Raw genomic sequence first — 24,234 nt, forward strand, 5'->3', positions numbered from 1 at the left:
GGAGCCGCAATGAAAGGGCTGAGTTGCTTTTTCATTGTGGTGACAATGGTGTACGTTATGCTTTCGTTCTTGGGGGGAGAGAGCTTTGCGGGGGCTTGGGGGATTTTCTTAGCCGATATGGAAAAGGGGGAGATACGCGGCTTTGGGAAGAGAAATGTTGGAGCGGGATGAGGAGGAAATGGTGGGGATGAAGGGGGCAGGTCGTTATCCTGTGACTTGGAGTGACACGAAAGCATGCTGGAGAACAAAAATGAGGTTTAGGGGGAAGGGAAGCAGCAGTGCAGACAGGTTCCAACCTATAAAAAGGCACGTTCAAGGAGGAAAAGAGCTGGTTTTTGTGTTGGAGGAGGGTGCAAGCAAAGAGCGCAAAGAGTGCAGGGAGCACAAAGAGCTTGGTCATGAATGTGAAAGCATGGTGGGAAAATGGGGAAAGAAAGGGTGCTTGGAGCGCATGCAAGGCGGCGCGGTATGCTGGAGGGGAAAACGAGAATGGGGAGTAAGGCTAAGTGTTCAGAGGTATGGAGGCTGTGATTTTGGGTGCTTTTGTGGTGAGTGTTGGGGGGGGGGAGCCGCAATGAAAGGGCTGAGTTGCTTTTTCATTGTGGTGACAATGGTGTACGTTATGCTTTCGTTCTTGGGGGGGAGAGAGCTTTGCGGGGGCTTGGGGGATTTTTTTTAGCCGATATGGGAAAAGGATGTAGGGGCATGAGAAAAAGTCTGTGTGGAGTCAAGTGGGCTTGTTGGGGAAAAGATTGGGGGCAGGTTGTGGAAAAAAATAGAGGGGTGGAGGAAACGGGAGAATAAGAAAAGAACGGATAGAGACATTATAATCTCTATGTTTTTCTACACTACCTTGTTATAGAAAATCAAAAATTACCACACCTTGTGAATTCACTGTGGGACTGATCTTAAAGCTCTTCAGATTTTACAAAAATAACTATCAATAGAATATGAAGGGAACGGCAATAACAGCTAAGGCGGTCATTATTGCAAATAAAAACGCTGGAATCTTTAACCTAAATCACCAAAGTATGTTAATCGGAAGAGACATTTATAGATCACTCTGTTTCATTAAGTTCCTCTAATCAAAATACCGAAATATAATAATGGTACCGCCAATATATATTACGAAAAATAGTATTAGAGCAATGACAAAGACAGCTATTTTTTTTAAAGGTGATATTAACACTAAACCTATATTATCTCGGCTTTTATTACTTTCAGAAGCCTTGTCATTATCTTTAAAAGTTTCATGATAGAACTGATTGTAAGCAGCTCTCTTTTGAGGATCTTTAAGAACTTCATAGGCTTCACAAATTTTTCTGAATTTTTGTTCTGCTTCGGTACTAGAATTATGATCAGGGTGGTATTGCAGAGCTAATTTACGAAAAGCAGATTTTATCTGTTTATCGTTGCATGCGTAGCTTACACCAAGAATTCCATAATAATCGTCTTCATTTACTATCATTAAATACAGCTACTTTGTGTATTGCTCTTATTTTATAAGATCGTTTAATTGATCTCTTTTGAATGTATCGACATGTGTTATTTTTATGTTAGAAATATGTGCAAAAACATGTTTAATGAAAATGGCTATAGTGATTATACTGTATCTAGATGAGAGGAGATACAGTTCAAAACGCTTAAAAATGCAGGGTGTTTTTAATATCTTAGAAATATTTTTTACAAAAATAGATTAAAAGAGAGACGATAAATCAAATGTAAAAGGGACGGCAATAATAGCCAAGGTTGTCATTATTGTAAATAAACAGGCAGAAACCTTAAATCTAAAACGCCAAAGTAAACTTATGGGAACAGACATTATCGTTGTTATTACGAATGCTACGATAAACCATTGCAGGAATAAGTTCATTATATTAATTTCATTATTAAGACGATTTTGTTTTAGTTCTTCCTCTCAAAACACAATCGATAATAGAAAAGCCATAATAAACAGGAAATTTTCCACCTGGACAAGCGCTAACAGAAAATTGTTCAAGCTCTAACCATTCTCTTTCGCGTTCTTTTTCTAATAGCTTCTTTTTTATTTTCTGTCTTATATATTCTTTTGAAATACAATTGATCGGAGAAGTACTTCCAACAAAAAGACCATCTGTTGTACATCCACTCGTTGTATGATGCGTAAATAAAACAGCGCTTATTACGATAGCGAAGAAAATAAAGTGTTTAAACATAAGGTATTTATTGTCGTTTGTTTCTGATGAGCTTTTATAAGTCATTTCTGTTGAATAAATCAATATGTGTTATTTTGTGTTGGTAAAATACAACAAATTGTATGATAACGTTACTGTACTTTGGCACTCTGTATCTAAAGATGGCGATAGATAGTTCAAAGTGCTTGAAAATAAAAGATATCCTTTGAGAAGCACTTTTCATAAAGTTATGGAATGAATAGATCAAAGTTTATGGTAATTTTGTATATTCTATGATAACTTTGTATAAGATCTCAATTTCATGATCAAGTTTCTCAAGTTCTTTCTTGTTTTTAACTATACGCTCTTGATATGTCTCTATGTGTTTCATAAGGTTTGAGAGATGTGTATGCTTATGAGAGTGTTTTGCTTCATTCACATGTCGCATTGCATCTATTTCTAATTCTATAAGGGTGCACAGAGTATTAAATACATGATGTCGTTTTTTGATTATATTCTGCCATTTTTTTATTATATTGACATGTTTTTCATAGAGCGGTTGCGATAACTGCTGCTTGTTTTCCAAAAAAATGTTTTTTCTATCCAGAGAATTTGGTAGAATTTTTCTTCCCACCAGCGACTTCCATTAACAAGGAAAATGCGGAAGAATCTCTCTCTTTCTGTAATTTCTTTTGAAGAGAACACTTCATTCGAATGAGTATATCCCTTTGAAGAATAAAAAAGATGCGTTGTTAAAAGAGCGATAATTAAGACGCTTCTCAATAAAGACTGTTTAATTAACATTGTTTTTTATACCTTCTTTGTGCCTGATTATAGTCATTGTGAGGGGGGCTTAATGGTTCTTTAGAAGTATTTTGAAAGGCATTTTATGATCCGTTTAAAGATTTTTTAAATACTGCTTCCATTTTTCAAAAGTGCTATATCTTACGGGCGGTTTTACATTTTCTTTGGGCATCATGGCAAGGTATACCTCTCTAGCCATAACGCACATTGTTGCTGTGTTTCTAAAACGAGTGAGTTCATTGCCTATTATGAGCAGCTCTGTCTGGAGAGTTTGTTCTTTTCGACTAATGCCATTAGGGGAATCCAAAAATTTTTCTGCGTACGCAAACATTGGATCATCAAAGTTTGTTTCAAACTTTGCTTTGAGGAAAATATTTTCTATATAATCCCAATTTTTCCTGTATTTCATCCCGTTAGCTTTAAAATCCTTCAGTCTTGTTGGTAAGTCGTTAAAGGTAAGTGTGGGCATCGTTTTATCACCTTGCCATAAATCAAAAAAACGTCCACAAAAAACAAGCAATATGTGATAATGTTTAAAAATATTGAATTCTGGAGGATTACTGGGCAATGTTATTAAATGCCTCCAAAATTGACTTTTGTCATGGGGTATGTCTACAGTCCATTCCATATACGCTTTTAAATATTCTACCTCTTTTTTTGCTTTTTCTAATTTCTGAGAATATGCTAAAGGAGTGTAATTTTCATGGACATATTTTTGGTAAAGCCTATCGTATTCAGCAAGGTCGCTTACTTGAGTACAACCCAATAATATGAATACAGAAAAAAACGTTATAAATATTATGACGTACGTTCTGAATAATAATTTCATCATTTTAACTTTTAATGATTATCATGAATATTTAATTGATTTCTGTTAAATAAATCAATATGTGTTATTTTTGTGTTGAAAATATACGTAAAAACGTATTTAATAAAAATGGTTATAGTGATCATAATGTGTCTAAATAAAGGTGTGGTACTGGCTAAAACCCCGCATATGTGGGGTTTTAGCTTATTGGAGGAGATATGACAGCAGAAAATATGCAGAATATATAAGGGGATCTGTAGACAAAATGGTTGTCCTAGGGTGGGGAGAGTAGGCAATATCCAAAATACTCCAAATGAAATATACTTGTTGTTGTACATTCACGCACTTGTTTTAATAAAGATATCTCGCTCTAAGCTCATTTCACAGCCATTTTATGCCGGCGTTCATAAATTTCATACTGCCGCTTGTGAATAATATCGTGAGGGGTATAACGGTCAAGCCCCGTAGATTATAAACCCCAGAGGTTATAAAACCCTGTAGATTATAAACATTGCGCACCCTATCTTACTTTATGAAAAAGTAAGTTGGTATTATTGGGGCCCGTTGCCAAAATTGCGGCATGGGCTGTAGCTCTTGAGACGATTCATAATCTCGTTTACTGGGAGGCTTCTTACGAAGAGATATGCTTTTCTTGGAAAGTTTCTCGCCATACGGATCTTTCTGCTTGTGAAGTGTAAGCGAAGAGGGGTGATTAATTTCAATAGAACAGAGGGAGAGAGCTTTTCGCTCTTGGGGCTCTTATGCAAGACGAATAACGCTATCCGTATCAATCAAAGTATTCGTATAAAAAAGATGCGTGTTGAAAGAGGGATGGCTTAGAACACGTGGAAAATCATAGTGTATAAAATTGGTAATGAGGGATCTTCTTTGAAACCGCGGGCTATCAATTTTCTGGTATATGGGATGTCTGGTATATGGGATTTTTGCCATATGGGAGCGTGGGGTGGCTTCTTGAAAGCTTCACTGTGGAGGGGTATCACTGTTTGTTTTTTTTCTTTTGGTAAGGGGTGGGGAGAATGGGAAAGGCGTTGAGAGGAGGTTCTGGAAATGGCTCTGTTAGATTTGTTGTAAATGACGAATAGGATCGATGAAGCTTATTCTAATTTTTACAGGGAATACTTGTGTTGCTTGAGGTGGGTAGAGAGGCTGGAAAGATAAGATTATTCGTTTTGGGGCGGATAAAGGTATCAATGGGATATGTTCAAACAATGAGTTTATAATAATTCATTATTGAGATTTAATTTGAATTTCAATGAGAGCCCGAAATAGTGTGAGATGTTCTTATTTCAACCCTTCTTATTCAGACGCTCTTATATTGAATCAAGTAAAATCGTTTGTTTGCATATTACAAACAGGGTGAGCTTGTGGGGAAAAATATTCAAGAAATAAAATATTGAAAAAATAAAAATGCCTATACCGTCTCAAGTGCTAAGAGCTGTTGCAACAGTGAGGCTTGGTAAAGAGAAGGAGTAAAGGGGGACAATCTTACAGAAATGAAAGAGAGGGGAGGCAAGGAAAGGGGAGGGAGGCAAGGGGTGGGGGGATATTCTTTGGGGGCGGTCAATTTCAAAAGCCGTTCGTAAGGCATTTTAGAGATTAAGCGTGGCATTGAGGCTCTTGATTTTGAAGCTACTGATTTTGAGGCTATTGAAGCGCATGGTTTAAAGGATGGAGGATTTGATGAAGCCGATGAAGGTTGGGGGAAAAGATTTAGGCTTATAGGGAAGACTTATAAGGGCAAGAAGAGAGAGGCAAAAGAAGAATAAAATGGTGCTGCGAGAGAGGATTGAACTCTCGACCTCTCCCTTACCAAGGGAGTGCTCTACCACTGAGCTACCGCAGCCCTTTTCAATCTTTGCGCTGTCTTGTGCCATATTGTCAGAAAATAGGCAAGAGAACATTTGTATATTCTTGCAAGAAAACGTATCTTATGTCATGACATATGTTTCTTATATGCTTAAATATTTAAGGTTATGAGTTGCTTGGATAGAAGCTCAACACTGTTTAAAAGGTTGCGCAATGACACAAATGCATCAAAAACAAAAACAAAATGAAATTAATCATCAAGATGAAAAAGCAAAACGACGTCAAGAAAGATTGGCACAACAATTGCGTCAAAACCTGAAACGTCGAAAAGAGCAAAGTCGAAAAAGAGCACAACCAGAGCTCTAAAATGCAAAAAGCTCTAAAATGCAAAAAAATGTTTTTTAGTAAATTTTTGCAACCAAACTTCTCAATAATTTGTTCTCATAGTTAGAATGCGTTCTAAAACGATTAATAAAGCATAACTTCCCGAAGGGGGACAATCCTTTGGAAGGGCAGGCACAAAGGAAAAGAGGGAAAACACGATGGATTCTATTCAAATTGTTGGGGGAAAAAAACTTCAAGGAACAATTCCTATATCAGGGGCAAAAAATGCTGCATTGCCTCTTATGATTGCGGCGCTGCTGACAGAAGAAACGCTCACTTTAGAAAATATTCCGCATCTGGCCGATGTTGAATTGCTTATTCGTATTCTCAATAATCATGGTGTTGGATATGCCGTTGATGGACAAGAGTTTAACGATGAATGTGTGAATTCAAGAACAATTCATTTTACGGCGCAAAAAATAGCCACAACACGGGCACCATACGAACTGGTGAAAAAAATGCGTGCAAGCTTTTGGGTTATCGGACCACTGCTTGCACGATGCGCAGAGGCTTATGTTTCGCTTCCTGGAGGATGCGCTATTGGAACAAGACCTGTCGATTTTATCCTTGAGGGACTTAAAACTTTAGGCGCACAGATTACTATCGAAAATGGATATGTTCATGCAAAAGCGCTAAAGGGGTTAAAAGGTGCTCACTATCGTTTCCCTAAAGTCACTGTTGGTGGAACCCATGTGCTGCTGATGGCGGCGACAATGGCAAAGGGAACAACCACTCTTGAGAATGCAGCTTGTGAGCCAGAAGTGACAAACCTTATTCGAACCCTGAATGCTATGGGGGCTCAAATAACCGGTGAAGGAACAACAACGCTTACAATTGAAGGGGTTAAAAAACTCAACGGTGCTAGAGTACGCGTTATTGCTGATCGAATCGAAGCGGGAACATATGCAATGGCTGTTGCTATGACGGGAGGAGATGTCTTTCTTAAAAATGCAAATCCTAATCATCTCACAAAGGTGCTTAAGGTGCTCCAAAAAACAGGACTCGAGATTCAAATAGAACCTCAAGGAATTCATATTAAGCGAAATCCAAAGAACACCAAAATTATGCCCGTTGATATTAAAACAGGACCTTATCCTGCTTTTCCAACTGATCTCCAAGCGCAATTCATGGCGCTCATGACACGGGCTGAAGGAATCGCGCATATTACAGAGACGGTTTTCGAAAATCGTTTTATGCATGTTCAAGAACTCAATCGCTTAGGAGCACAGATAAAGCTTGATGGGCAGACGGCAACTGTCTATGGAACAGAGAATTTGCAAGGGGCTCCTGTCATGGCGACGGATTTGCGTGCTTCTGTTTCTCTTGTGATTGCAGCATTGGCAGCAAAGGGAGAAACAATCGTCAATCGTGTTTATCATCTTGATCGTGGATTTGAGAGATTAGAAGAAAAATTGGCTCGTTGTGGCGCAAAAATCCAACGTATCACAGTGTAAAGCTTTCAAAGTGTAAACCTGTTAAAGATATGCTGAATGCTTTGCGCTGTGGTTGAGGGGGGCGATTGCTTGGGGGCGTTTTAACACAATGTTTGCTTGTTGGAGGGGCTGGGCTTGGGGCGCTGGGCTTGGCTGGTGCATTTTTAATGGTTTACTCTCTTGCTTGTGGAATTTTGGAGCCGTACATTCTTGATGATTTTCTCAATAGTTCTTTCAAATCTCCATCTTTCAAGGGTATGGCTTTTGTGGCTGCTGTTTTCTTTTCGGAATGGTTTTTCTTTCGTGTAAAGTTTTGCTTCTCTCACTCTTGAGGAGGCTCGTGATTATTGTCTAAGTTTCGTTCATGGCGCTCATGACGCGGGGTTGAGGGAAGCGCGTGAAATTACAGAGACGGTTTTCGAAAATCGTTTTATGCATGTTCAAGAACTCAATCGCTTGAGGGCACAGATAAAGCTTGATGGGCGAGAGAGCAACGCATCTCATAAAACAGAGAATTTGCAAGGGGGCCTCATCATGGCGACGGATTTGCGTGCTTGTTGTTTCTCTTGTGATTGCAGCCCTCTTACTCTTGTTACATTGGCAGCAAAGGGGGAAACAATCGTCAATCGTGTTTATCATCTTGATCGTGGATTTGAGAGATTAGAAGAAAAATTGGCTCGTTGTGGTGCAAAAATCCAACGCATCACAGTGTAAATCTGTAAGACGTCTCTCAAAAATGGCTTTGGGAAGGGGTGATATGTTGTTAGGTGTGCTTTTGGGAGGCTTGATCTCAAAAATAAAGGGTTATTAGTCCTCTCAATAAACGTGGGTTTTATTTCATGGTTTTGGAGTTTTTACGAGCGGGCATAAAAGTTTGAGAGGCGGGGGTGGAGCTCATAAAATAAAGACTGTTTTTAAATTTTATTGCTAATTTCATGAAATTACTTTATACCTTAAAGGGTGACTTTGGTCGTCTACGCAGCGATCAGTAGGGTCTGAAAGCCCTAAAGTTCGATCATAAAATGAACCTACTCTTGTAGGTATCTCGGAATTCTGGGAGTTTTTGCTATGTCTAGGTGCTCTCTAGCACTAAAAGCAAAAAAAGCTGACTGAACTCAGTACTTTCAGACTCCCAGAATACGCATAAGAGGCGCTCGCAACCGGCAGTGGAGCTTGACGTGCAAACTAAAAATCCACACTTTAACGATATTTCGATAGGCAGAAAAATTCGCTTTAAAAGAGCAATGCTGGGAATGCCGCAAAAGAAATTAGGTAGCCAGTTAGGTGTGACTTTTCAACAAATCCAAAAATATGAAAAAGGCTCTAATCGTATAGGAGCGGGGCGTTTACAAGAAATTGCTGATATTCTCAATGTTCCCATTTCTTTTTTCTACTCCGATCTCTCAACAAAAGAAAATGTCTTGTATTGCTGTGATGATGAGATCTCAAGCAAAGAAGAGCACATCCTTTTGAAAAGTTTTAGAGAGCTCAAACCTAAAAAGCAGAAAGCAATTTTAAGATTAAATTTTCGTTAGAATCAAAAAAAGATTAAAGAGGCTCTTGCTAAATAATAAATTATTATATAAAGCTTTTTCTAGAGAAGGGGGTTAACATTTCTCCTCCCCCCCCCCCCGCAGAAATGTCCAAATAAAACCTCCTTCTCATCGTTTTAAAAATCACGAAAAATTTTATCCTTTATCCTTTATTTTTTTTAAAAGAGTGACTTATTTGTGCTAGAAAAGTTGCTGTATTAGGCAAATTGGAGGGCGGGGTGTTTTTAGTAGGGATTTGGGAAGGGCTGGAAAAGTCGTCTTGCCAAATAGAGTTCTCAAAAGAAAATCTTGGAAAGAAACTATCAAAGGGGTGGCTTAAAAGAAGCTACCAAAAATCCGGAACTTCAGGCTTTAAATGAGGACCAATCCGTACCGCTGAGACCTTTTCTGCTAAACCGGTGCGATCTGAAATCTCAACCGCTAAACCACAAAGGGTGGCGGGACCACACGCCGGTTCAAAACGATCTTGCTTCGTCTTATAAAGAAAACGGTGTAAGGGTTCTTCTTTATCCATTCCAAGAGAGGAGTTATAATCTCCACACATGCCTGCATCTGTTAAATAGGCGCTCCCACCTTCTAAGATCTGCGCGTCAGCCGTGGGAATATGCGTATGGGTGCCAACGATAACACTCACACGACCATCAAGAAAATGGCCAAAACATTGCTTCTCGCTTGTCGTTTCTGCGTGAAAGTCAAAAATAATCGTATCGGCTTGCTCCATCAACGAACAGGCAAGCAGAATATTTTCCGCTGTTTCAAATGGATCTTCTACTTTACACGGCATAAAAACGTTGCCCAACAGATTGGCGACAAGAACACGGGCGCCATTTTTTGCCGTAAAAACACCAGAACCTTTTCCAGGAGTTTCTTTCGAAAAATTGGCAGGGCGTAAAAAACGATCACTCTCATGGGCATACTGCAATGCTTCTTTGTGAGAAAAAGCATGATTACCTGTGGTGACAACATCAACACCGGTCATCAAAAGATCTTGATACGTTTCTTGTGTGAGACCAAAACCACCAGAGGCATTTTCACCATTTACCACAACAAAATCAAGCTGCCATTTCTCAATCAGTTGAGGAAGGTATTCAAAAACAGCTTTACAGCCTGTGCTACCAACAATGTCACCTAAAAATAAAAAACGCATAGGCGCTTTAATCACATTTTAACATTTTAAGAAACCTTTTTCTGTAAAAATTCCTTGTACCTGTAGATCATATTCTGTCGGAGGAATAGAGGAAACCTCCTGACATGAAAATCCTATGCCCCATAATATCATTTGATGCCCTTGTTTTTCAAGAGCTGCAACAGCACGGTCATAGTATCCTCCTCCATAGCCAAGACGGTGACATTGACGATCAAATGCAGAAAGCGGAACAATAATATTATTGGGGGCAACAACGTCATTGTCTGCACCCGGACCAAAGGTGCCAAAACGCATGGGCTCTAAAATTGTGCTGGGCAAAAATGCACGGAAAATCATGGTGGTGGAATCAAGAACTGCTGGTAAGGCTAAATGCCCACCGCGTAACGCTACAGCATCCAGTAAAGGACGCGGGTCAATTTCCGATTTAATGGGCCAATAGCCTGCTAAAATGAGGCGTGAAAAATCGGTTCCCTTCTTTTCAAGGTATTCAATAAAGTGGCAACAAGCACGCTGCGAAAAGAGTGCACGCTCTTCTGTTAAAAGAGCATCACGACGCGATAAACCGCTTTTGCGTTGCTGTGTGCGAAGGGATGAAGCAGATTCATAGAGGGGATTATTTGTCATTGTCTCGTCAATTGTTTTATAAGATGCTGGTATTTTATCCATTGTTGGCGTTTTGTAAATCTCTGTTAGGACAAGAGCTGTGCTCATGAAAAAAAAAGCATGAAAAAAAGTGTGTGCTCTTTAGGGGGTATTTTGGTGCGACAAGCCGCTTTTGCGTTGCTGTGTGCGAAGGGATGAAGCAGATTCATAGAGGGGATTATTTGTCATTGTCTCGTCAATTGTTTTATAAGATGCTGGTATTTTATCCATTGTTGGCGTTTTGTAAATCTCTGTTAGGACAAGAGCTGTGCTCATGAAAAAAAAAGCATGAAAAAAAGTGTGTGCTCTTTAGGGGGTATTTTGGTGCGACAAGCCGCTTTTGCGTTGCTTGCGTGCGAAGGGGTGAAGCAGATTCACAGAGGGGATTATTTTGTAAGTGCTGTCTGTTTTATAAAATAAAGCTTATCGTAATTTTTATTTCTTGAAAAGAGAGTATCGTCATTGGTCTTATGTAAAAGGACGCTCTCAATTTTAGCTGGAAAAATTTGATGTAAAAAAGTTATATAAATAAAGGGTGATCCACAACAGCCGATGGAAAAAGCTGATCCCGGGAACCTATACAAATAGGTGGGCGCCATATGAAAAAGCCCACGGGCTTGATCAGGGACAGCTCCCTTGGAGATCATTAAGGTCTCAGGAATACATTATTTCCTGTCGAGAAGCGCAGAACACCCTCCTTAATATAAAACAATTTCAGAGTTTCTGCTAGAGATAAAATAACCTCGCTCTCTTCTTTTTCATAAAGTATTTCAGGAGAGATTGATGATATTGTCGGTGGTTGCTCGAAATGGCTGTATGATGGATGGCTTATTCAAAGTAAAAAAGCAAAAAATATGAGTGGGGGTGGGTGTTTGAGTGACGTAGAACGGTTTATTGCCAATTGCTTGATTTTTATGTTTCGGGGGGAATGTTTCTGGGAGCTTTGAAGGGGAAATATTTTTTATTTAAGGATGTTTGTTGAATTGATATTGCTTCTTTGAAGTTTTTTCCTTGTAGGGAATATTTCAGTGCTGTTTTATCAACTTTGAGGGCAAATTGTGAACGCTTTTCGTTTCTATGATTTTCTAAGTGTAAAAAGGTATCTCCAATCATGGGGTGAAGGCTATGAGAGTGTTCGTGAAGAGCGAAATATAGTAAAAGATAAATATTTTTTGTCTTTAGAATGAAGCAAACACAATAAAGAGGTGATAAAATCTAAAAAGGGAGGAAACATGAGACTTATCAACTTTAGAAAATTATATACTTTTACTTTCAAGGCGACAATTAAAGAACCTGTTAAGCCCTATATGGTTTCAATTGTTAATGTTGAAGATCTAACAGATATCACTGTTTTTACAATAAACGATGGTGATCCTGTTAGACTTTTTTTAGAATTTGTGAAAAAAATAGAAAACAGTACAAGATTTTATGCTTATAACCTAAACTATGATTATGCTATTATTCGATCTTGGTGTCATTTTAATCAAAATGATCTTATAACACCTAAATTTTATGATTTTATCTCGCAAAATGCTAGAGTTCTTAGATCGGAACTTGCATTTCAATCAAATAAATCAAAAAGAGTTTATCTATTCGATTCATTAGAGTTATTTTTAGTTCCTTTGCAAGACATAATAACAGCTTTTACCGATTTAAAACAAAGTGAATCTTCTCTCTTTGAGTGCATTGATGATGTTATTATTCATCAAAATGATATCGATTGCTGTGTGAATGAAAGCAAGGGATTAGCCATTGCTCTCAAAAAAAGACTCCAATGGGGAAGAAATAAAATGACTTTTGCAGCTGATGCTAAAGCTGTATGGTCAGAAAAAATGTTTAAAAAATTTACAAAAATTAAAGCAGAAACATATTTATTCCCATCTTTAGAAGAAGGTGATGATTATATTTTTAGAAAAGCAAATGACGGTGGTTTTTGTTTTTTTAATAGATATATGGGTAAATTCATAAATAAAGAAATTGAAATTTATGATGTCAATAGTATGGGCCCTGCTATGATGTTAAAACAATTACCTATAGGGGCACCTCTTTATAAAAAAGGTAAAATTGAAACTAATGACTTACACCCTCTAGGTCTTCAAAGATTTTATATAAATTCAGCAGAATTAAGAGAAAACAAAATACCTATTTTAAATAATAACACACAATCATCATCTGGGGGTGTTGAATATTTACAAATTTTATCTGAACACGAATGTGAACATAAAAAAATATTCATGTTAACATTACAAGAATTTGAATTGTTTAAACAATCTTATCACTACCAAAATTTGGAATTATTAGATGGTTATCTCTTTCAAGCAAGAGATGACCTTTTTACTGATTATATTGATGAATTTTTTGAATTGAAAAATTCTTCAGATAAAACAATCAGCAGAATAGGAAAAATGTTTCTTAATTCATTATGTGGAAAAATGGCTGAACGTCCTCATAGAATTAAAAGATATATCGAATTTGAAAATGATGTTCTTAGATTTATTTGGGGTGAAACAATATTCCAAAAATGTGGTTATTTGCCAATTTCTTTATTTGCTGGAAGTTATGCTCGTATGTTTTTAATTGAGTCTATTTACAAAATTGGACTTGAAAATTTTATCTATTGTGACACTGATAGTATCCATTGTTTCAAAACTGAAAATGCTAAAAAATTAGATATTCATCCCTCTAAAATAGGGGCTTGGAAATTAGAAAATAAAAAGAAAATTATAGCAGCTAAATATTTAGCTCGTCGTCGGTATTGTTTGCAATTTGAAGATAATACCTTTCAAGCAGTTTGCCCATATATACCTTCTGACAAATTAACGCCTCATATCAAGTCATTGGATGATTTTCAACTTGGTAAAAGCGTTAAAATGACAGATTTTAAAATGGGTGTTGGTGGTCTATACCCAATAGAAAGATTTGTTCCAATTTAAAGGAAAATAGGAAAGTGACTATACTGGGAGATGAAAACGTGCATAGAAAGTCGTGATGGTATCAAATTTTATCCTGTTATGGCGTAACATACTGTTATTTACTGGCAATATAAGGTTGCTATCCTTGATAGGTTCAATGTTTTTATGTGTGTGGTCAATGTCCTTAAGTTTAAGAAAATCCCATATGTGGGAAACCAAGTGAAGTCTACTAGAATTCGGATTGTTTACAGTCCGAAGTGGGTTAAGAGACTTCGTGCTTTAAGGTGTGGGGAGGATATGCATTGGCAATCGCTTGATTTTTATGTTTCGGGGGGAATGTTTCGGGGAGCTTTGAAGGGGAAATATTTCTTATTCAAGAATGTTTGTTTAACTGACGTTGCGTCTTTGAAGTTTTTTCCTTGTAGGGAATATTTCAGTGCTGTTTTATCAACTTTGAGGGGGGAAGAGAGCCGATATGGTATGTGCTGCTATGGTTTTATAAAAATAAAAAAAAAGACGATGACTATTTATCAGAGGGGCTAAGCGATGTTTTAAGCTTTTTTCAAAAAATATTTTTTGAGGATCGTGTTTTATCATCTTTTTATCCATGATGGAGGGATAGTGAAAAAAAGAGGCGGTGTGAAGAGAACGCAGGCGTGCAGCGTTTTTTTGCTATGAGAGAAATTCTGAAGGAAGTATATTGGAAGTGTTTGGACCCTGCCTTCAATACAAAAAAGGTCCAAATTCAAAAAAGACATTGTCAATTGCTTGGGGGGGGAATTTCTTGGGATGGTATTTGATGGCGTGTGCAGGGACTGAGTTTATTGAGTGGAATGTGAAGCCGGCTTGCGTCTTATCTAGGTTTGAAAGGATGTCGTAAAGTGTCTCGTTCTTGAATGGTTTTAAAGAGCTTGGGGTGATTGTTCGTCTAACAGAGCTTGCACGCGCTTTTGAATTCTGCGCATTTGTGGATAGTAATCCAATGCTGTTTCATAAGCTTTAAGAGCAAGTTTTGGACGCTCCGTTGCTTCCATGACAACGCCAAGTTCAAAAAAAGCACTATAATTGCGCGGCTCAAGTTCAAGAGCATGGTTGAGATCAAGCAGGGCAAGCTTGAAATCGTTCAGTTGAATGTGAATCCAAGCACGCCTTACCCAAGCTTCAGAATGAGTAGGTAAAAGTGCAAGAGCATTGTCAATATAATCAAGCGCAAGTCCATAATCGTCGCTGTTGAGTGCATTTTCAGCCCATGACATTAAAAGATCAATCGTCTCACTCCCCGATTGGGACCATAAATGTTGAAGTTGTTGACTGATCTTTTTCGCTTTAGCAACATCAGCACAATATTTCAACTCTTTGAGTAAACGTGAAATTTCTGCTTCTTTGCGCTGCTTAACTCTGTCAACATGGGAAAGCTGCTCTTTGTCAAGATCTTCAAGAATAACCGCCGAGGAATCAGAATCGGAGGGCGTTGAGGAAGGGGGAGGAGAATTGGGAATAAGATCATCTAACGGTAAAAGCGATTGTGGAGAAGGCCGATCTTCAGGAAGAGAAGGAGGATTTTGCCCATAGCTCGAGGGAACAAAACAAAAAACGCCAACAAAAAAAAGAAAAAACGCGCGCTGAAAAATACAGAAAAAACGCAGCTGAAAAAATCGAAAGGCTTTTAAAAAAATAGAAGAATCCATAAAAACAAGCCCCCAAAAGATAAATCACCAAATATTATCAAATACTAGACTTGTAATCAACGGACTTATAACCAAAAAAACGCAATAAAATTTTTCTAAGCCTACAATTAAAGTAGGCATAAAAACATTGATCCTAAAGAAATTAGTCCTAAAAGAATTAGCCCTGACGTGCTCTAAAACGTGGGTTCGTTTTATTAAGAATATAAACACGACCCTTACGACGCACCAAACGATTGTTACGGTGGCGCTCTTTTAGTGCTTTAAGCGAATTTTTAATTTTCATCATATTCACCGTTTAAATAGTTTACGTAACACAATACTATAATACAATATTAAAACACGAAAATACAATATTACAACCCCAATAGACTGCTTACTCTATGAGCATTGCATTGCGATATCGTACTTGCATGATAACATCACACGATACACCTTTTCACTGTGATCACAAAAAGAAAAGCGCACTCTTAAGGTACGCATTAACCACTTCATTAGCACAACGATAAGTGAAAATTGCAAAAAAGTAGGAGAGATTTAACAAGAAGTCTTATTCTTGTCAAGGGTATATCCCTTACAAATTCCTTAGGGTGTGTTAATGGTTGCCTTGAAGGTAAAAATTTTCTCGTAAAAAAAGGACACAAAAAAGCACAAAGAGTGGAAAAAAGTAAAAGCCTTTTCAGCTTTAAACAAATAAGCTCTGTTAGGGAGTGTTGAAAGATCAGGAGCGCTGTTGAGCCGTTGGATTGTTGAAGTGGTGTGGGTTTTTGTCGTTAAGGGCAAGGTGTGGCTTCTTAAAACGCAAGGGGCTTGTTTGTGGGGGCTCGTGAAGCCCTATCAGGTGCATGCGCCGGCTGAAATGCTTGAAGTGGGGGGAAGAGGGGACGCCGTTGGATTGTTGAAGTGGTGTGGGTTTTTGTCGTTAAGGGCAAGGTGTGGCTTCTTAAAACGTAAGGGGCTTGTTTGTGGGGGCTCGTGAAGCCCTATCAGGTGCATGCGCCGGCTGAAATGCTTGAAGTGGGGGGAAGAGGGGACGCCGTTGGATTGTTGAAGTGGTGTGGTTTTTGTTGTTAAGGGCAAGGTGGCTTCTTAAAACGTAAGGGGCTTGTTTGTTGCGGGCTCGTGAAGGCCCTGTCAGGTGCGTGCGCCGGCTGAAATGCTTGAAGTGGGGAAGAGGGGACGCCGTTGGAATTGTTTCTTGTATTGGCTATACGCACATAATATCATGCCGATAGTTTCAAACGTCCCCTTATGAAAAATCTCATACCCTCAATATGGGTCATCAATAACTGGTAATCACATTAAATACGTCTAGAAATATGAAAATAAGGATTATGGTATTTTAATACCACGTTTTTCACGACTTTTTTTATTTATTAATTTCTTTATTACATTTTTGAATTGCTAAGTTTAGTCCTGTAAGCGCTTTACGGTACAGTTTTCGATATTTAATGGTAGAATAAACAAGCCAAACGGATAATGTTATTATTGCACAACCGACAATGATCCCTAGAATGCGCCCTAATATTATAGCTTCAGTCATTTTCTCTCCTTATTGTATTTTGATTAGCAACCGCTTCGTCTAGTTGTTTCATTACTTTTTTCAGTTTCTTCTTTACTATGATCCGTAGCACCAAAGAGATTGGTATCGAACCGTACAGAATTAATGCGCATATCAGCCCGATTGCAGTTGCTACATTCATCTGAGGTTTATCCGCACTGCCTAATATTGAGAGGAAAATGTATAAACAGATGCTTATAAAAATTATGAATATAAACTCTCTCAGTGAAACAACACCAGCCTTTAATGTTTCCTTAACTTCTTTTTGGATATCGAGGACTAAGTCCCATTGAGAAGATGTATCATTTTGTTCTTTTGGTGATGCATTTGATAGGTTTGGTTTTGTCATGTTGATATTCGTTTGTTTCTTGAGGGTTTTGTCTTTTGATAAAGCGAATAACTCAGTTTCTCAGACTATGTTTATGAAATGAAAAAAGATTTCTGTAGTTGTTAAAATGATAATACGAATGACTTGCTACGTCTGTAGCGCATCTTCCCTTTATTATTATGAGGCATGTACAATTTTTCGTGCCGCTGTATAAAAGATTCGTTTTGTGAGTACAATTATATTTTATGACTAAACTATAGGCGAAGAGGCATTTAATATTGAAGTGTTCATATTGGCTAGAATTTACTTAAGAGAAGCTTGATTGTTGATAGATCGGCACAGGAATCTTCGTCCTTGAGCGCGGTTAGGCGCGCAAATTTGAATAATGTAACTTTATAGGGGAAAGAACGAAGGCGATAGACATAACGGAGGTCACAAATATTACAAATGTTAAAGTGAGTGATATTTTAAGCGGTTGGTGTTTTAGCGTGTAAGCTAAATTTACGGTTTTCTTTCAGTGTGGAGTGTATGTACATCTGCTCTTTTAAGCCTTATCGCGAAATGAAATAAGGAGAGACGCTTCAAGCCCTAGAAAATACAACACAGGTAATATCGCCTTATGAGGGGAGAGAGGATATTGCTATGATGGATAAGCTTAGTACTGTAATTATATCTTTGACATGAAACTCAAGGGGTGGTGCGGAGCGGCGCTTGGCACTTTTGTGAAAGAATGAACACAAGAAGGGAGACTAGAGGCAATGAGAACGCATTGTTAGAATGCTCTCTATAGGCCGCAAGAGGTAAGTTTATCCTCTAAAGGTTGGAATTAAAAGGCTTAAAGATTGGCATTAAAAGAAAAATGAAGGGGCTGCGTATGTTATGGGGGAATATTTATGCTGTGGGAGGTGGAGGGGTAGTGAAGTTGGGGGCTGGTGGATTATTTTTAGCCGGGGGGATATTTTTGAGAAAAGGAAGGGGAGAAGAGCTAGGGGGTGGAGTTGAAGGGTTGGGAGCGCTTGTTGTACTGCTTGGATATTGGTGTGGAGTGAAGCTTTGTTTTTGAGGGCGGATGAGATGTTCGTGTAGGATGAAGCGGTTTGGAGGGGGAAGAGGTGATGTTTTTAAGAGAGAAGGAGCTTGTAGGAGGGCTTCACGCCCTTTCAGGGGAGAATTAAAAGGTTAGGGGCGCTTTTGAAGCCGATGGATATCGGTGTGGGGGGAGAGGTTGTTTTTTCAGTTCATTTGGGGGAAAAGTGTGAAAAAGTATTTGTATATATGTGGGCTTAAGATTTGTTGGCTGGTCCCAGTAATTGGATGATATGCCCCATTTTGCGGTTGGGGTGAACAGTGCTTTTGCCATATAAATGGATCGAGGTGCGCTCTTGTGTGAGGAAATATTTTAACGTGCTAAAATTGTTACCAATAAGATTGGTCATTTGGCAATCGCTATGGCGATAGGGACTGCCTAAGGGAAGTCCGCAAATAGCACGGATATGCTGTTCAAATTGTGAAGTTATGCATGCCTTTTGTGTCCAATGACCAGAATTATGGACACGCGGTGCTAATTCATTCACTAAAAGATGACCATTCGTTAAGACAAAAAGTTCAATACAAAGAACACCAACATAATCGAGGGCATCCATGACTGTTACACTGATTTCTTGAGCTGCTTTTTGCACGTCAAGTGGAATATGTGATGGAACAAAGGATTTATGAAGAATTCCATTTTTGTGTTGATTTTCAGGGCAGTCATAAAAAATATGTTCTCCTTGTTTTGTACGTGCCGAAAGAACCGAAATTTCCGATAAAAAAGGGACTATTTCTTCTAAAATACAAGGCTGTTCCTGAAAAGTCCTTAAGGCTTCGTCAAGGGTTTGTTCATCTGGGTGATCAAGCTTGATCTGGTTTTTTCCGTCATAACCAAAACGACGCGTCTTTAAAAGACCACGTCCGCCTAAGGTATCAAGAGCGGAAAGAAGAGAAGAAGAATTGTCAACAGCGTGCCATAACGCGGTGCCAATCCCTTGATCACGCAAAAATTGCTTCTCAAAAAGTCGATCTTGCGTGATCTCTAATGCTTTGGAAGAAGGATAAACAGGCTTACTCTTTTCTACATATTGAACCGTTTGAAGCGAAAGATTTTCAAATTCATAGCTGACAACATCACACTGAGAAATAAAATGATCTAAAGCTGATATATCGTCATAGGAGGAAACAATATGGTTGTTTGCTGTTTGAGCGGCTGGGCAATCGGCTTCAGGGCAAAAAATAACGGTTCGAAATCCTAATTCTGCGGCCGCTATGGCGAGCATCCGCGCTAATTGTCCCCCCCCGATTAAACCAATGACGCTGCCTGGAGGTAACATGGTGAAGGGAGTGGTGTTGGACGAGGTGGTGTTGGACGAGGTGGTGTTGGCTAAGGTGGTGTTGGAGGGAGTGGTGTTGGAGGGAGTGGTGTTGGAGGGGGTGGCGTTGGATGAGGGGGGGGTGGAAAACGGTGCCATTTTAAACCTCCGTTACAGGCGTTTGGGCGACATTGGCTGTTTGTTGTTGACGCCAATCTTCTAATCGTTGGGCGAGATCATGGTCATAAACGGCCATAACGGCTGCGGCTAAAAGGGCTGCATTAATTGCGCCTGCTTTGCCAATTGCTAATGTGCCGACGGGTATCCCTGCTGGCATTTGCACGATTGAAAGCAAAGAATCTTGACCAGAAAGAGAGTGAGAATGCACTGGAACGCCAAAAACAGGAAGAGGAGTAAGGGCTGCTAACATACCTGGAAGATGCGCTGCCCCCCCCGCACCGGCAATTAAAACTTTAAACCCTGCTTCTTTTGCTTCTTTGGCAAATTGATAAAGGCGTTCAGGAGTTCGGTGTGCTGAGACAATATGCGAACTATGAGAAATACCAAGATTCGTCAAAATATCTGCACTATGGCACATCGTTTGCCAATCCGATTGGCTCCCCATTAAAATCGCCACATCACATGATTTTTTCATCATTCTCTATCCTTTTCAAAGGTTCAATGCGATTCTTTATCATTATTTTTTTAAAGTTTTATATTCTTTTTGCAAAGCCAATTGATGACAGAGAAACAGTTATTTTTCAAATAAGGCGGAAAGCTAAAAATTTAAAGGGGATCTCGAGAGATGAAAAACTAAAGTATTGAAGGCATGAAGCACTTCTTGTGAGGGGGGAGGGGAATGCCACGGGGTGGTGTGGGACCCATGAGGCTGTTGAGCTTGCGGCATTGTCTTTTATTTAAGATAAGAGGGAAAAATGCATTGAGGAAAAGCCATTGATTATAAGTTTTTTTTAAAAAAATGTCTTATTTTTTATTTGCTAAAATAAACAAGATCACCATATGATATAAAATCTGTTGCAATTTGAAACATTGCTTATGAGAAAAAGAGATTTTTATGTCAAAAATGTGTTGCAAAATGAGGATATTCTTTTGAGAAAAAAAGAGATGTATATCTCTCGATTTCAAAGCCTATTTATTTTGTTGTTCAAGTGATTCTTTTGTGAGTGGGGGATATAATCTTTATAGGGGATATAATCTTTATAATTGTCGATATATCTTTAACAATGGCAGATATAAGGGGAAGCGAATAATCAACGCTTTTGTGCTTTTAACGCTTTTGTTGAGATGTGCTTCTGAGCGATTATATCGTTTTTTCACTTAAATATAATGGCAATATCAATCGCGAGTGACGAATTGTGAATAATAAATCCATGGTCTCTTTTTTGCCCAATTTTGTAATATGGTGAACGCTGAAATAAATAAGAGTTAAACAACGGATGTAAAGGAGATTTAAAAGCTATGTTTCTTCCATTTTTAATCGCTTTAGGTACTGCAGTAACGACTATGTGTGGTAAAAAAAATATAAGTTATGCTTTGTGGGCAATTTTATTCGTTGTCATTCTTCTCACTTTCAATCATCACGCAACTTCTACTTTAAATTTATCTTTTTGAGAGAATAGCCATGGAACATGTTGAACAAAAAAATCCTCACTTCGTCATCTTTATGAATACGCTAGGACTCTTTGGGTTATCTATTGTCTTGGTGGTGGCTTTTTATTATCAATTGGTAAAGTTTGAGTTACCTTGTCCCCTTTGTTTGCTGCAGCGCGTTGGATTGATGCTGGCAGGTTGTGGGTTCTTACTCAATATTCACCATAAGGTGAAAAATACCCATTATGGTATGGTTATTCTTGGTTGTATGGTAACCAGTGCTGTGGCAGCACGGCAAGTGTTTTTGCATATCACACCCGATGATTTAGGATATGGTTCAACGTTCTTTGGATTGCATTTTTATACTTGGGCTTTCATTATTTCTGTCCTTTGTATCTTTGCTGTCTCATTTGTCATGATTTTAGGCGAATTGGCACACAAGTTCAAAGAATTTTCTCCTTTTCCAGCCTTGAGTAAAACGGCAAGTTTCTTATTTGTGTTTTTGATTGCGGCAAATTTGATTTCTACCATACTGGAATGTGGTGGTGGGCAATGTGCCGATGATCCTGTAAGGTATGAATTGTTATCAAATTGGTTCCCTTCACAGTCTTGAAATTTTTTAATAATCCCTCATCATAATTTTTATTGTTAAAGAGGCGGAAATATTTAAGAATCCGCTTCTTTTTTATTTATTGGGAAGACATTTCAGCAAGATTGTTCGATAATCTGATCTTTTATACCAACGCTGGCTTTTATGAGCGCTGGCGATTGATATTTTTTTAGCGAAGACTTGTACTGTGAACCTTTTATGCTGTCTTTTGAGAGAGATGAAGGGATTGATTGGCTTGGAGGCGTTTGTAGAAGAAGCCCCAGACTTTTGAGCCGCGTAGGTTAAGAAGCCTCGTTTTTTAAAGGTGTATTAACGATAAAAATTTTTTGTTCTTGATTTTTCTTAACATTGTGTTAAATTGATCTTTGTATTCATTTTGGTGCTTCTAAAGCGTTTTTATTGCTTCTAGGGGGATTAATTTAAAATTTTGAAAGTTATGTGAATAATTTTCTGCAGAGGTTTGTTTATTAGAGGCAAACCTTTTTTTTTATCTAAGTTTTAGATGTTTTCTTTCAGTGTGAAGCCTTTTTTTAGAAAAAGGTAAGCGTCTTGATGATGACTCTCTTCTTTATTAATATATTGATTTATAATAATAAATAACCATTTTTTACCGTGAAGCGCGTTGCTGAATATAATAAAATTTCTCATCACCAGTTCTCTCATATTAAATCAATTAAAATTACTTGGCTTATACATCATAAGTGAGTGGGCCATGTGGGTCAAAACTGTACAAGAAAGGCATGCCTTTAATGAAGTGTCTCTTGAACCGAAGGCTGTCTGCAACATTGGGAGCTGGCAGAGTTTTTGTGATGATGCCGGCCTTGTTCTTCCATAAGCGTAAACTTGTTCTTCCATAAGCGTAAAGATAGGGGGGGCTGAATGGATTTTATATCCTTCATGGGAGCTTACCATTCCTTTACGGGCGGCGTTTTGCAAAATGGGTGTGATGGAGCGTTGAGAGATCTTTCTTTAAAACAAGCGCGTGAATATGCAACACAAGTCTATTCCTTTTGGTGCGTTTTGTATTACGAAAAAAATTGATTTATAAGAAGGAGTTATCGTTGTGGATGTTGAACAAGAAAAACGAAAAGCTTCTCTCATTTCAAACTTTCTTATAGTCAATTAATTAAATGTGCTCTTCTACGTTACAAAAAAGCACTGGGTGTAAATAAAAATTCTTTTAAAAGTCGTAAAATGCTTCTTATGCACCCTTTTGATCGCTAGAATTTGTCGAAAAATTTTATGCTGCTCAATACAATAATAAGGCGGTTTATATCTATGATTTAAGTGAAAATAGGGGGATTTAGATGAAAAGGGAGGCGAGATTTTAATGACAGTTGTTGAAAACGTTATTGTGTAATGCATTTTTTACAGATTTTCTGCTTTCTGTAAATATGTAAAAGCGTAAAAACGGAAATGTGCAAAAAAGGAAGCTGGGACTTTATGCGTGGTGTATGATTTTATCATGGCATGGAATGTGGAGAGAAGATTGGGGTGTGGGGATGAAGAGTTTTATGAAGGGGGGGAAGCTTGGATGAAGAGGCGGGTGTGTTGACGAGAGAGGAGAGAGGGTGTGGGGAAAGTTGTTTTTGAAGTGGGATTGACCGGTGCTTTGCGTGATCTTACTTTAGGGTGGTGAAGGGGCAAGAATATTTTAAAATAGGACGTATCTGTCGCGTTTGATGCAACATTATCCTTTGTGGTGTCGTGATCTGAAATCAGCAGGGGAATTGGCTAGAGTAAGAAGCTGTATTGTTGACAAACCTATGTTTACAAAGTGGTGCGGGGGGGAATTTGAAAGTTTCATTTGGCTGCTTTCTGTAAATGTGGAGAAGCATCAAACCGTTGATCCGTAAAATAAAAACGTATATCCGTAAAATGATGCGGAGGATTTATGCTTTGTGTGCTCTTTTGCTTAATCAGAAATCAACCATAAGATTGCTTTTTGTTTTTTCGGCTGGAGCTCTCTAAAATTTTTCAAAAGGGAATGTTCTTTTTCGCTGTATGTTTCTTGATCATAGTGTGCGGCATGTGTTGAAAGATTTTCTTTTGTGGCAATATCTGCATAAAAAAAGCTTATGGGAACATCCAGTTTTTGGGCGATTTTGAGTAAACACCCTGCGCTTACACGATTGAAGCCTTTTTCATATTTTTGGATTTGTTGAAAACTGACACCTAAATAGCTTCCTAATTCTTTTTGGGAAAGTCCCATGGCAATTCTTCTATGACGAATTCTTTTGCCTATCAAAATGTCGATAAAATTTGGATTTTTAGTTGGCACTTCAAGCCCCCCCTCCGGTTGCGAGCGCCCTCGCATTGGTATTCCGGGAGTCTAAAAGTACTGAGCTTAATCAGCTTTTTGCTTTTAGTGCTTAAAGCACCTGGACATAGCAAAATCTCCCGGAATTCCGGGATACCCGCAATGCGGGAT

Annotated in this window: 27 protein-coding genes, 1 tRNA gene, 1 other RNA gene and 2 pseudogenes; 14 read left to right on the plus strand and 17 right to left on the minus strand. The window is 38.4% G+C overall.

Annotated features, from left to right (window positions below; all coding sequences use genetic code 11):
- The first annotated feature begins 154 nt into the window (after positions 1-154).
- The gene (locus ACFINY_RS03410) at positions 155-679 is read left to right on the plus strand and encodes a hypothetical protein (protein WP_375700837.1); all 525 of its coding nucleotides are present in this window, start codon (positions 155-157) and stop codon (positions 677-679) included.
- A 549-nt stretch (positions 680-1,228) separates the two neighbouring features.
- Here the strand turns inward: ACFINY_RS03410 and ACFINY_RS03415 are convergent.
- The 5 genes and pseudogenes from ACFINY_RS03415 to ACFINY_RS03435 all read right to left on the minus strand — a co-directional run.
- Positions 1,229-1,468 (minus strand): annotated as a pseudogene (locus tag ACFINY_RS03415) (DnaJ domain-containing protein); the annotation flags it as partial.
- A 228-nt stretch (positions 1,469-1,696) separates the two neighbouring features.
- On the minus strand, positions 1,697-1,873 hold the full coding sequence (locus ACFINY_RS03420; RefSeq protein WP_375651127.1) for a hypothetical protein: 177 nt from the start codon (positions 1,871-1,873) through the stop codon (positions 1,697-1,699).
- 16 nt (positions 1,874-1,889) lie between these two features.
- A complete protein-coding gene (locus tag ACFINY_RS03425) occupies positions 1,890-2,195 on the minus strand; it encodes a hypothetical protein (RefSeq protein ID WP_375611649.1) in 306 nt (101 codons plus the stop codon).
- A gap of 229 nt (positions 2,196-2,424) precedes the next feature.
- Complete coding sequence (locus ACFINY_RS03430; protein ID WP_375611650.1) at positions 2,425-2,787, minus strand: hypothetical protein; 363 nt, start codon at positions 2,785-2,787, stop codon at positions 2,425-2,427.
- 264 nt (positions 2,788-3,051) lie between these two features.
- Positions 3,052-3,789 carry a hypothetical protein gene (locus tag ACFINY_RS03435; protein ID WP_375611651.1) on the minus strand — a complete coding sequence of 246 codons (738 nt, stop codon included), beginning with the start codon at positions 3,787-3,789 and terminating at the stop codon, positions 3,052-3,054.
- Positions 3,790-4,310: 521 nt separating this feature from the next.
- On the opposite strand from ACFINY_RS03435, the gene ACFINY_RS03440 reads away from it, so the two are divergent.
- Positions 4,311-4,463, plus strand: a complete 153-nt coding sequence (locus ACFINY_RS03440; RefSeq protein WP_375611652.1) for a hypothetical protein — start codon at positions 4,311-4,313, stop codon at positions 4,461-4,463.
- 1,091 nt (positions 4,464-5,554) lie between these two features.
- Here ACFINY_RS03440 and ACFINY_RS03445 read toward each other — a convergent pair.
- Positions 5,555-5,629 (minus strand) — tRNA-Thr (locus ACFINY_RS03445).
- Positions 5,630-5,805: 176 nt separating this feature from the next.
- Here ACFINY_RS03445 and ACFINY_RS03450 point away from each other — a divergent pair.
- From ACFINY_RS03450 to ACFINY_RS03470, 5 genes and pseudogenes are all read left to right on the plus strand, one after another.
- Positions 5,806-5,958, plus strand: a complete 153-nt coding sequence (locus ACFINY_RS03450; protein ID WP_375607050.1) for a hypothetical protein — start codon at positions 5,806-5,808, stop codon at positions 5,956-5,958.
- A gap of 176 nt (positions 5,959-6,134) precedes the next feature.
- On the plus strand, positions 6,135-7,430 hold the full coding sequence (gene murA, locus ACFINY_RS03455) for a UDP-N-acetylglucosamine 1-carboxyvinyltransferase (protein WP_375611654.1): 1,296 nt from the start codon (positions 6,135-6,137) through the stop codon (positions 7,428-7,430).
- 65 nt (positions 7,431-7,495) lie between these two features.
- A complete protein-coding gene (locus tag ACFINY_RS03460) occupies positions 7,496-7,741 on the plus strand; it encodes a hypothetical protein (protein WP_375700838.1) in 246 nt (81 codons plus the stop codon).
- A gap of 29 nt (positions 7,742-7,770) precedes the next feature.
- Positions 7,771-8,123, plus strand: a pseudogene (locus ACFINY_RS03465) (UDP-N-acetylglucosamine 1-carboxyvinyltransferase); the annotation flags it as partial.
- Positions 8,124-8,587: 464 nt separating this feature from the next.
- Positions 8,588-8,944: a helix-turn-helix domain-containing protein gene (locus ACFINY_RS03470; RefSeq protein WP_375611656.1), complete on the plus strand. Its 357-nt coding sequence runs from the start codon at positions 8,588-8,590 to the stop codon at positions 8,942-8,944.
- Positions 8,945-9,287: 343 nt separating this feature from the next.
- Here the strand turns inward: ACFINY_RS03470 and ACFINY_RS03475 are convergent, their stop codons facing one another.
- From ACFINY_RS03475 to ssrS, 4 genes are all read right to left on the minus strand, one after another.
- Complete coding sequence (locus ACFINY_RS03475) at positions 9,288-10,109, minus strand: TIGR00282 family metallophosphoesterase (protein ID WP_375611657.1); 822 nt, start codon at positions 10,107-10,109, stop codon at positions 9,288-9,290.
- Between the two features lie 18 nt (positions 10,110-10,127).
- Positions 10,128-10,733 carry a 5-formyltetrahydrofolate cyclo-ligase gene (locus ACFINY_RS03480; protein ID WP_375611694.1) on the minus strand — a complete coding sequence of 202 codons (606 nt, stop codon included), beginning with the start codon at positions 10,731-10,733 and terminating at the stop codon, positions 10,128-10,130.
- A gap of 120 nt (positions 10,734-10,853) precedes the next feature.
- Complete coding sequence (locus ACFINY_RS03485) at positions 10,854-11,027, minus strand: hypothetical protein (protein WP_375700839.1); 174 nt, start codon at positions 11,025-11,027, stop codon at positions 10,854-10,856.
- Positions 11,028-11,284: 257 nt separating this feature from the next.
- Positions 11,285-11,445, minus strand: a non-coding RNA gene (ssrS, locus tag ACFINY_RS03490) — 6S RNA.
- Between the two features lie 538 nt (positions 11,446-11,983).
- Between ssrS and ACFINY_RS03495 the strand changes: the two genes are divergently transcribed.
- Complete coding sequence (locus ACFINY_RS03495) at positions 11,984-13,684, plus strand: DNA polymerase (RefSeq protein ID WP_375654331.1); 1,701 nt, start codon at positions 11,984-11,986, stop codon at positions 13,682-13,684.
- A gap of 881 nt (positions 13,685-14,565) precedes the next feature.
- Here ACFINY_RS03495 and ACFINY_RS03500 read toward each other — a convergent pair.
- Positions 14,566-15,351: a tetratricopeptide repeat protein gene (locus tag ACFINY_RS03500; RefSeq protein WP_375622768.1), complete on the minus strand. Its 786-nt coding sequence runs from the start codon at positions 15,349-15,351 to the stop codon at positions 14,566-14,568.
- A 157-nt stretch (positions 15,352-15,508) separates the two neighbouring features.
- Positions 15,509-15,634, minus strand: a complete 126-nt coding sequence (gene ykgO, locus ACFINY_RS03505; RefSeq protein WP_004863016.1) for a type B 50S ribosomal protein L36 — start codon at positions 15,632-15,634, stop codon at positions 15,509-15,511.
- A 447-nt stretch (positions 15,635-16,081) separates the two neighbouring features.
- Here ykgO and ACFINY_RS03510 point away from each other — a divergent pair, with 447 nt between their 5' ends.
- A complete protein-coding gene (locus tag ACFINY_RS03510; RefSeq protein WP_375700840.1) occupies positions 16,082-16,327 on the plus strand; it encodes a hypothetical protein in 246 nt (81 codons plus the stop codon).
- A 390-nt stretch (positions 16,328-16,717) separates the two neighbouring features.
- Here ACFINY_RS03510 and ACFINY_RS03515 read toward each other — a convergent pair whose 3' ends face one another.
- Both ACFINY_RS03515 and ACFINY_RS03520 read right to left on the minus strand, forming a co-directional pair.
- Positions 16,718-16,891, minus strand: a complete 174-nt coding sequence (locus ACFINY_RS03515) for a hypothetical protein (RefSeq protein ID WP_375611660.1) — start codon at positions 16,889-16,891, stop codon at positions 16,718-16,720.
- Positions 16,884-17,258: a hypothetical protein gene (locus ACFINY_RS03520; protein WP_375638481.1), complete on the minus strand. Its 375-nt coding sequence runs from the start codon at positions 17,256-17,258 to the stop codon at positions 16,884-16,886. The genes ACFINY_RS03515 and ACFINY_RS03520 overlap by 8 nt, the downstream gene beginning before the upstream one ends.
- 853 nt (positions 17,259-18,111) lie before the next feature.
- Here ACFINY_RS03520 and ACFINY_RS03525 point away from each other — a divergent pair.
- On the plus strand, positions 18,112-18,300 hold the full coding sequence (locus ACFINY_RS03525; protein WP_375700841.1) for a hypothetical protein: 189 nt from the start codon (positions 18,112-18,114) through the stop codon (positions 18,298-18,300).
- A 220-nt stretch (positions 18,301-18,520) separates the two neighbouring features.
- Here ACFINY_RS03525 and ACFINY_RS03530 read toward each other — a convergent pair whose 3' ends face one another.
- Both ACFINY_RS03530 and purE read right to left on the minus strand, forming a co-directional pair.
- Positions 18,521-19,741 carry a 5-(carboxyamino)imidazole ribonucleotide synthase gene (locus ACFINY_RS03530; RefSeq protein ID WP_375700842.1) on the minus strand — a complete coding sequence of 407 codons (1,221 nt, stop codon included), beginning with the start codon at positions 19,739-19,741 and terminating at the stop codon, positions 18,521-18,523.
- Between the two features lies 1 nt (position 19,742).
- Entirely contained in the window at positions 19,743-20,240 is a 498-nt protein-coding gene (gene purE / locus ACFINY_RS03535) for a 5-(carboxyamino)imidazole ribonucleotide mutase (RefSeq protein WP_375610656.1), read from the minus strand.
- Positions 20,241-21,061: 821 nt separating this feature from the next.
- Here purE and ACFINY_RS03540 point away from each other — a divergent pair.
- From ACFINY_RS03540 to ACFINY_RS03555, 4 genes are all read left to right on the plus strand, one after another.
- On the plus strand, positions 21,062-21,214 hold the full coding sequence (locus ACFINY_RS03540; RefSeq protein ID WP_273790835.1) for a DUF5993 family protein: 153 nt from the start codon (positions 21,062-21,064) through the stop codon (positions 21,212-21,214).
- Between the two features lie 10 nt (positions 21,215-21,224).
- Positions 21,225-21,806 (plus strand): disulfide bond formation protein B, encoded by a 582-nt coding sequence (locus ACFINY_RS03545; protein ID WP_375610657.1) that lies wholly within the window; start codon positions 21,225-21,227, stop codon positions 21,804-21,806.
- Between the two features lie 709 nt (positions 21,807-22,515).
- Positions 22,516-22,638, plus strand: coding sequence for a hypothetical protein (locus ACFINY_RS03550; RefSeq protein WP_375700843.1), 123 nt, complete (start codon positions 22,516-22,518; stop codon positions 22,636-22,638).
- A 44-nt stretch (positions 22,639-22,682) separates the two neighbouring features.
- Positions 22,683-22,844, plus strand: coding sequence for a hypothetical protein (locus tag ACFINY_RS03555; RefSeq protein WP_375700844.1), 162 nt, complete (start codon positions 22,683-22,685; stop codon positions 22,842-22,844).
- Between the two features lie 874 nt (positions 22,845-23,718).
- Here the strand turns inward: ACFINY_RS03555 and ACFINY_RS03560 are convergent.
- Positions 23,719-24,084, minus strand: a complete 366-nt coding sequence (locus tag ACFINY_RS03560; RefSeq protein ID WP_375700854.1) for a helix-turn-helix domain-containing protein — start codon at positions 24,082-24,084, stop codon at positions 23,719-23,721.
- Positions 24,085-24,234: the final 150 nt, after the last annotated feature.

It is taken from the genome of Bartonella sp. AA23NXGY (assembly GCF_042197165.1).
Taxonomy (GTDB): domain Bacteria; phylum Pseudomonadota; class Alphaproteobacteria; order Rhizobiales; family Rhizobiaceae; genus Bartonella.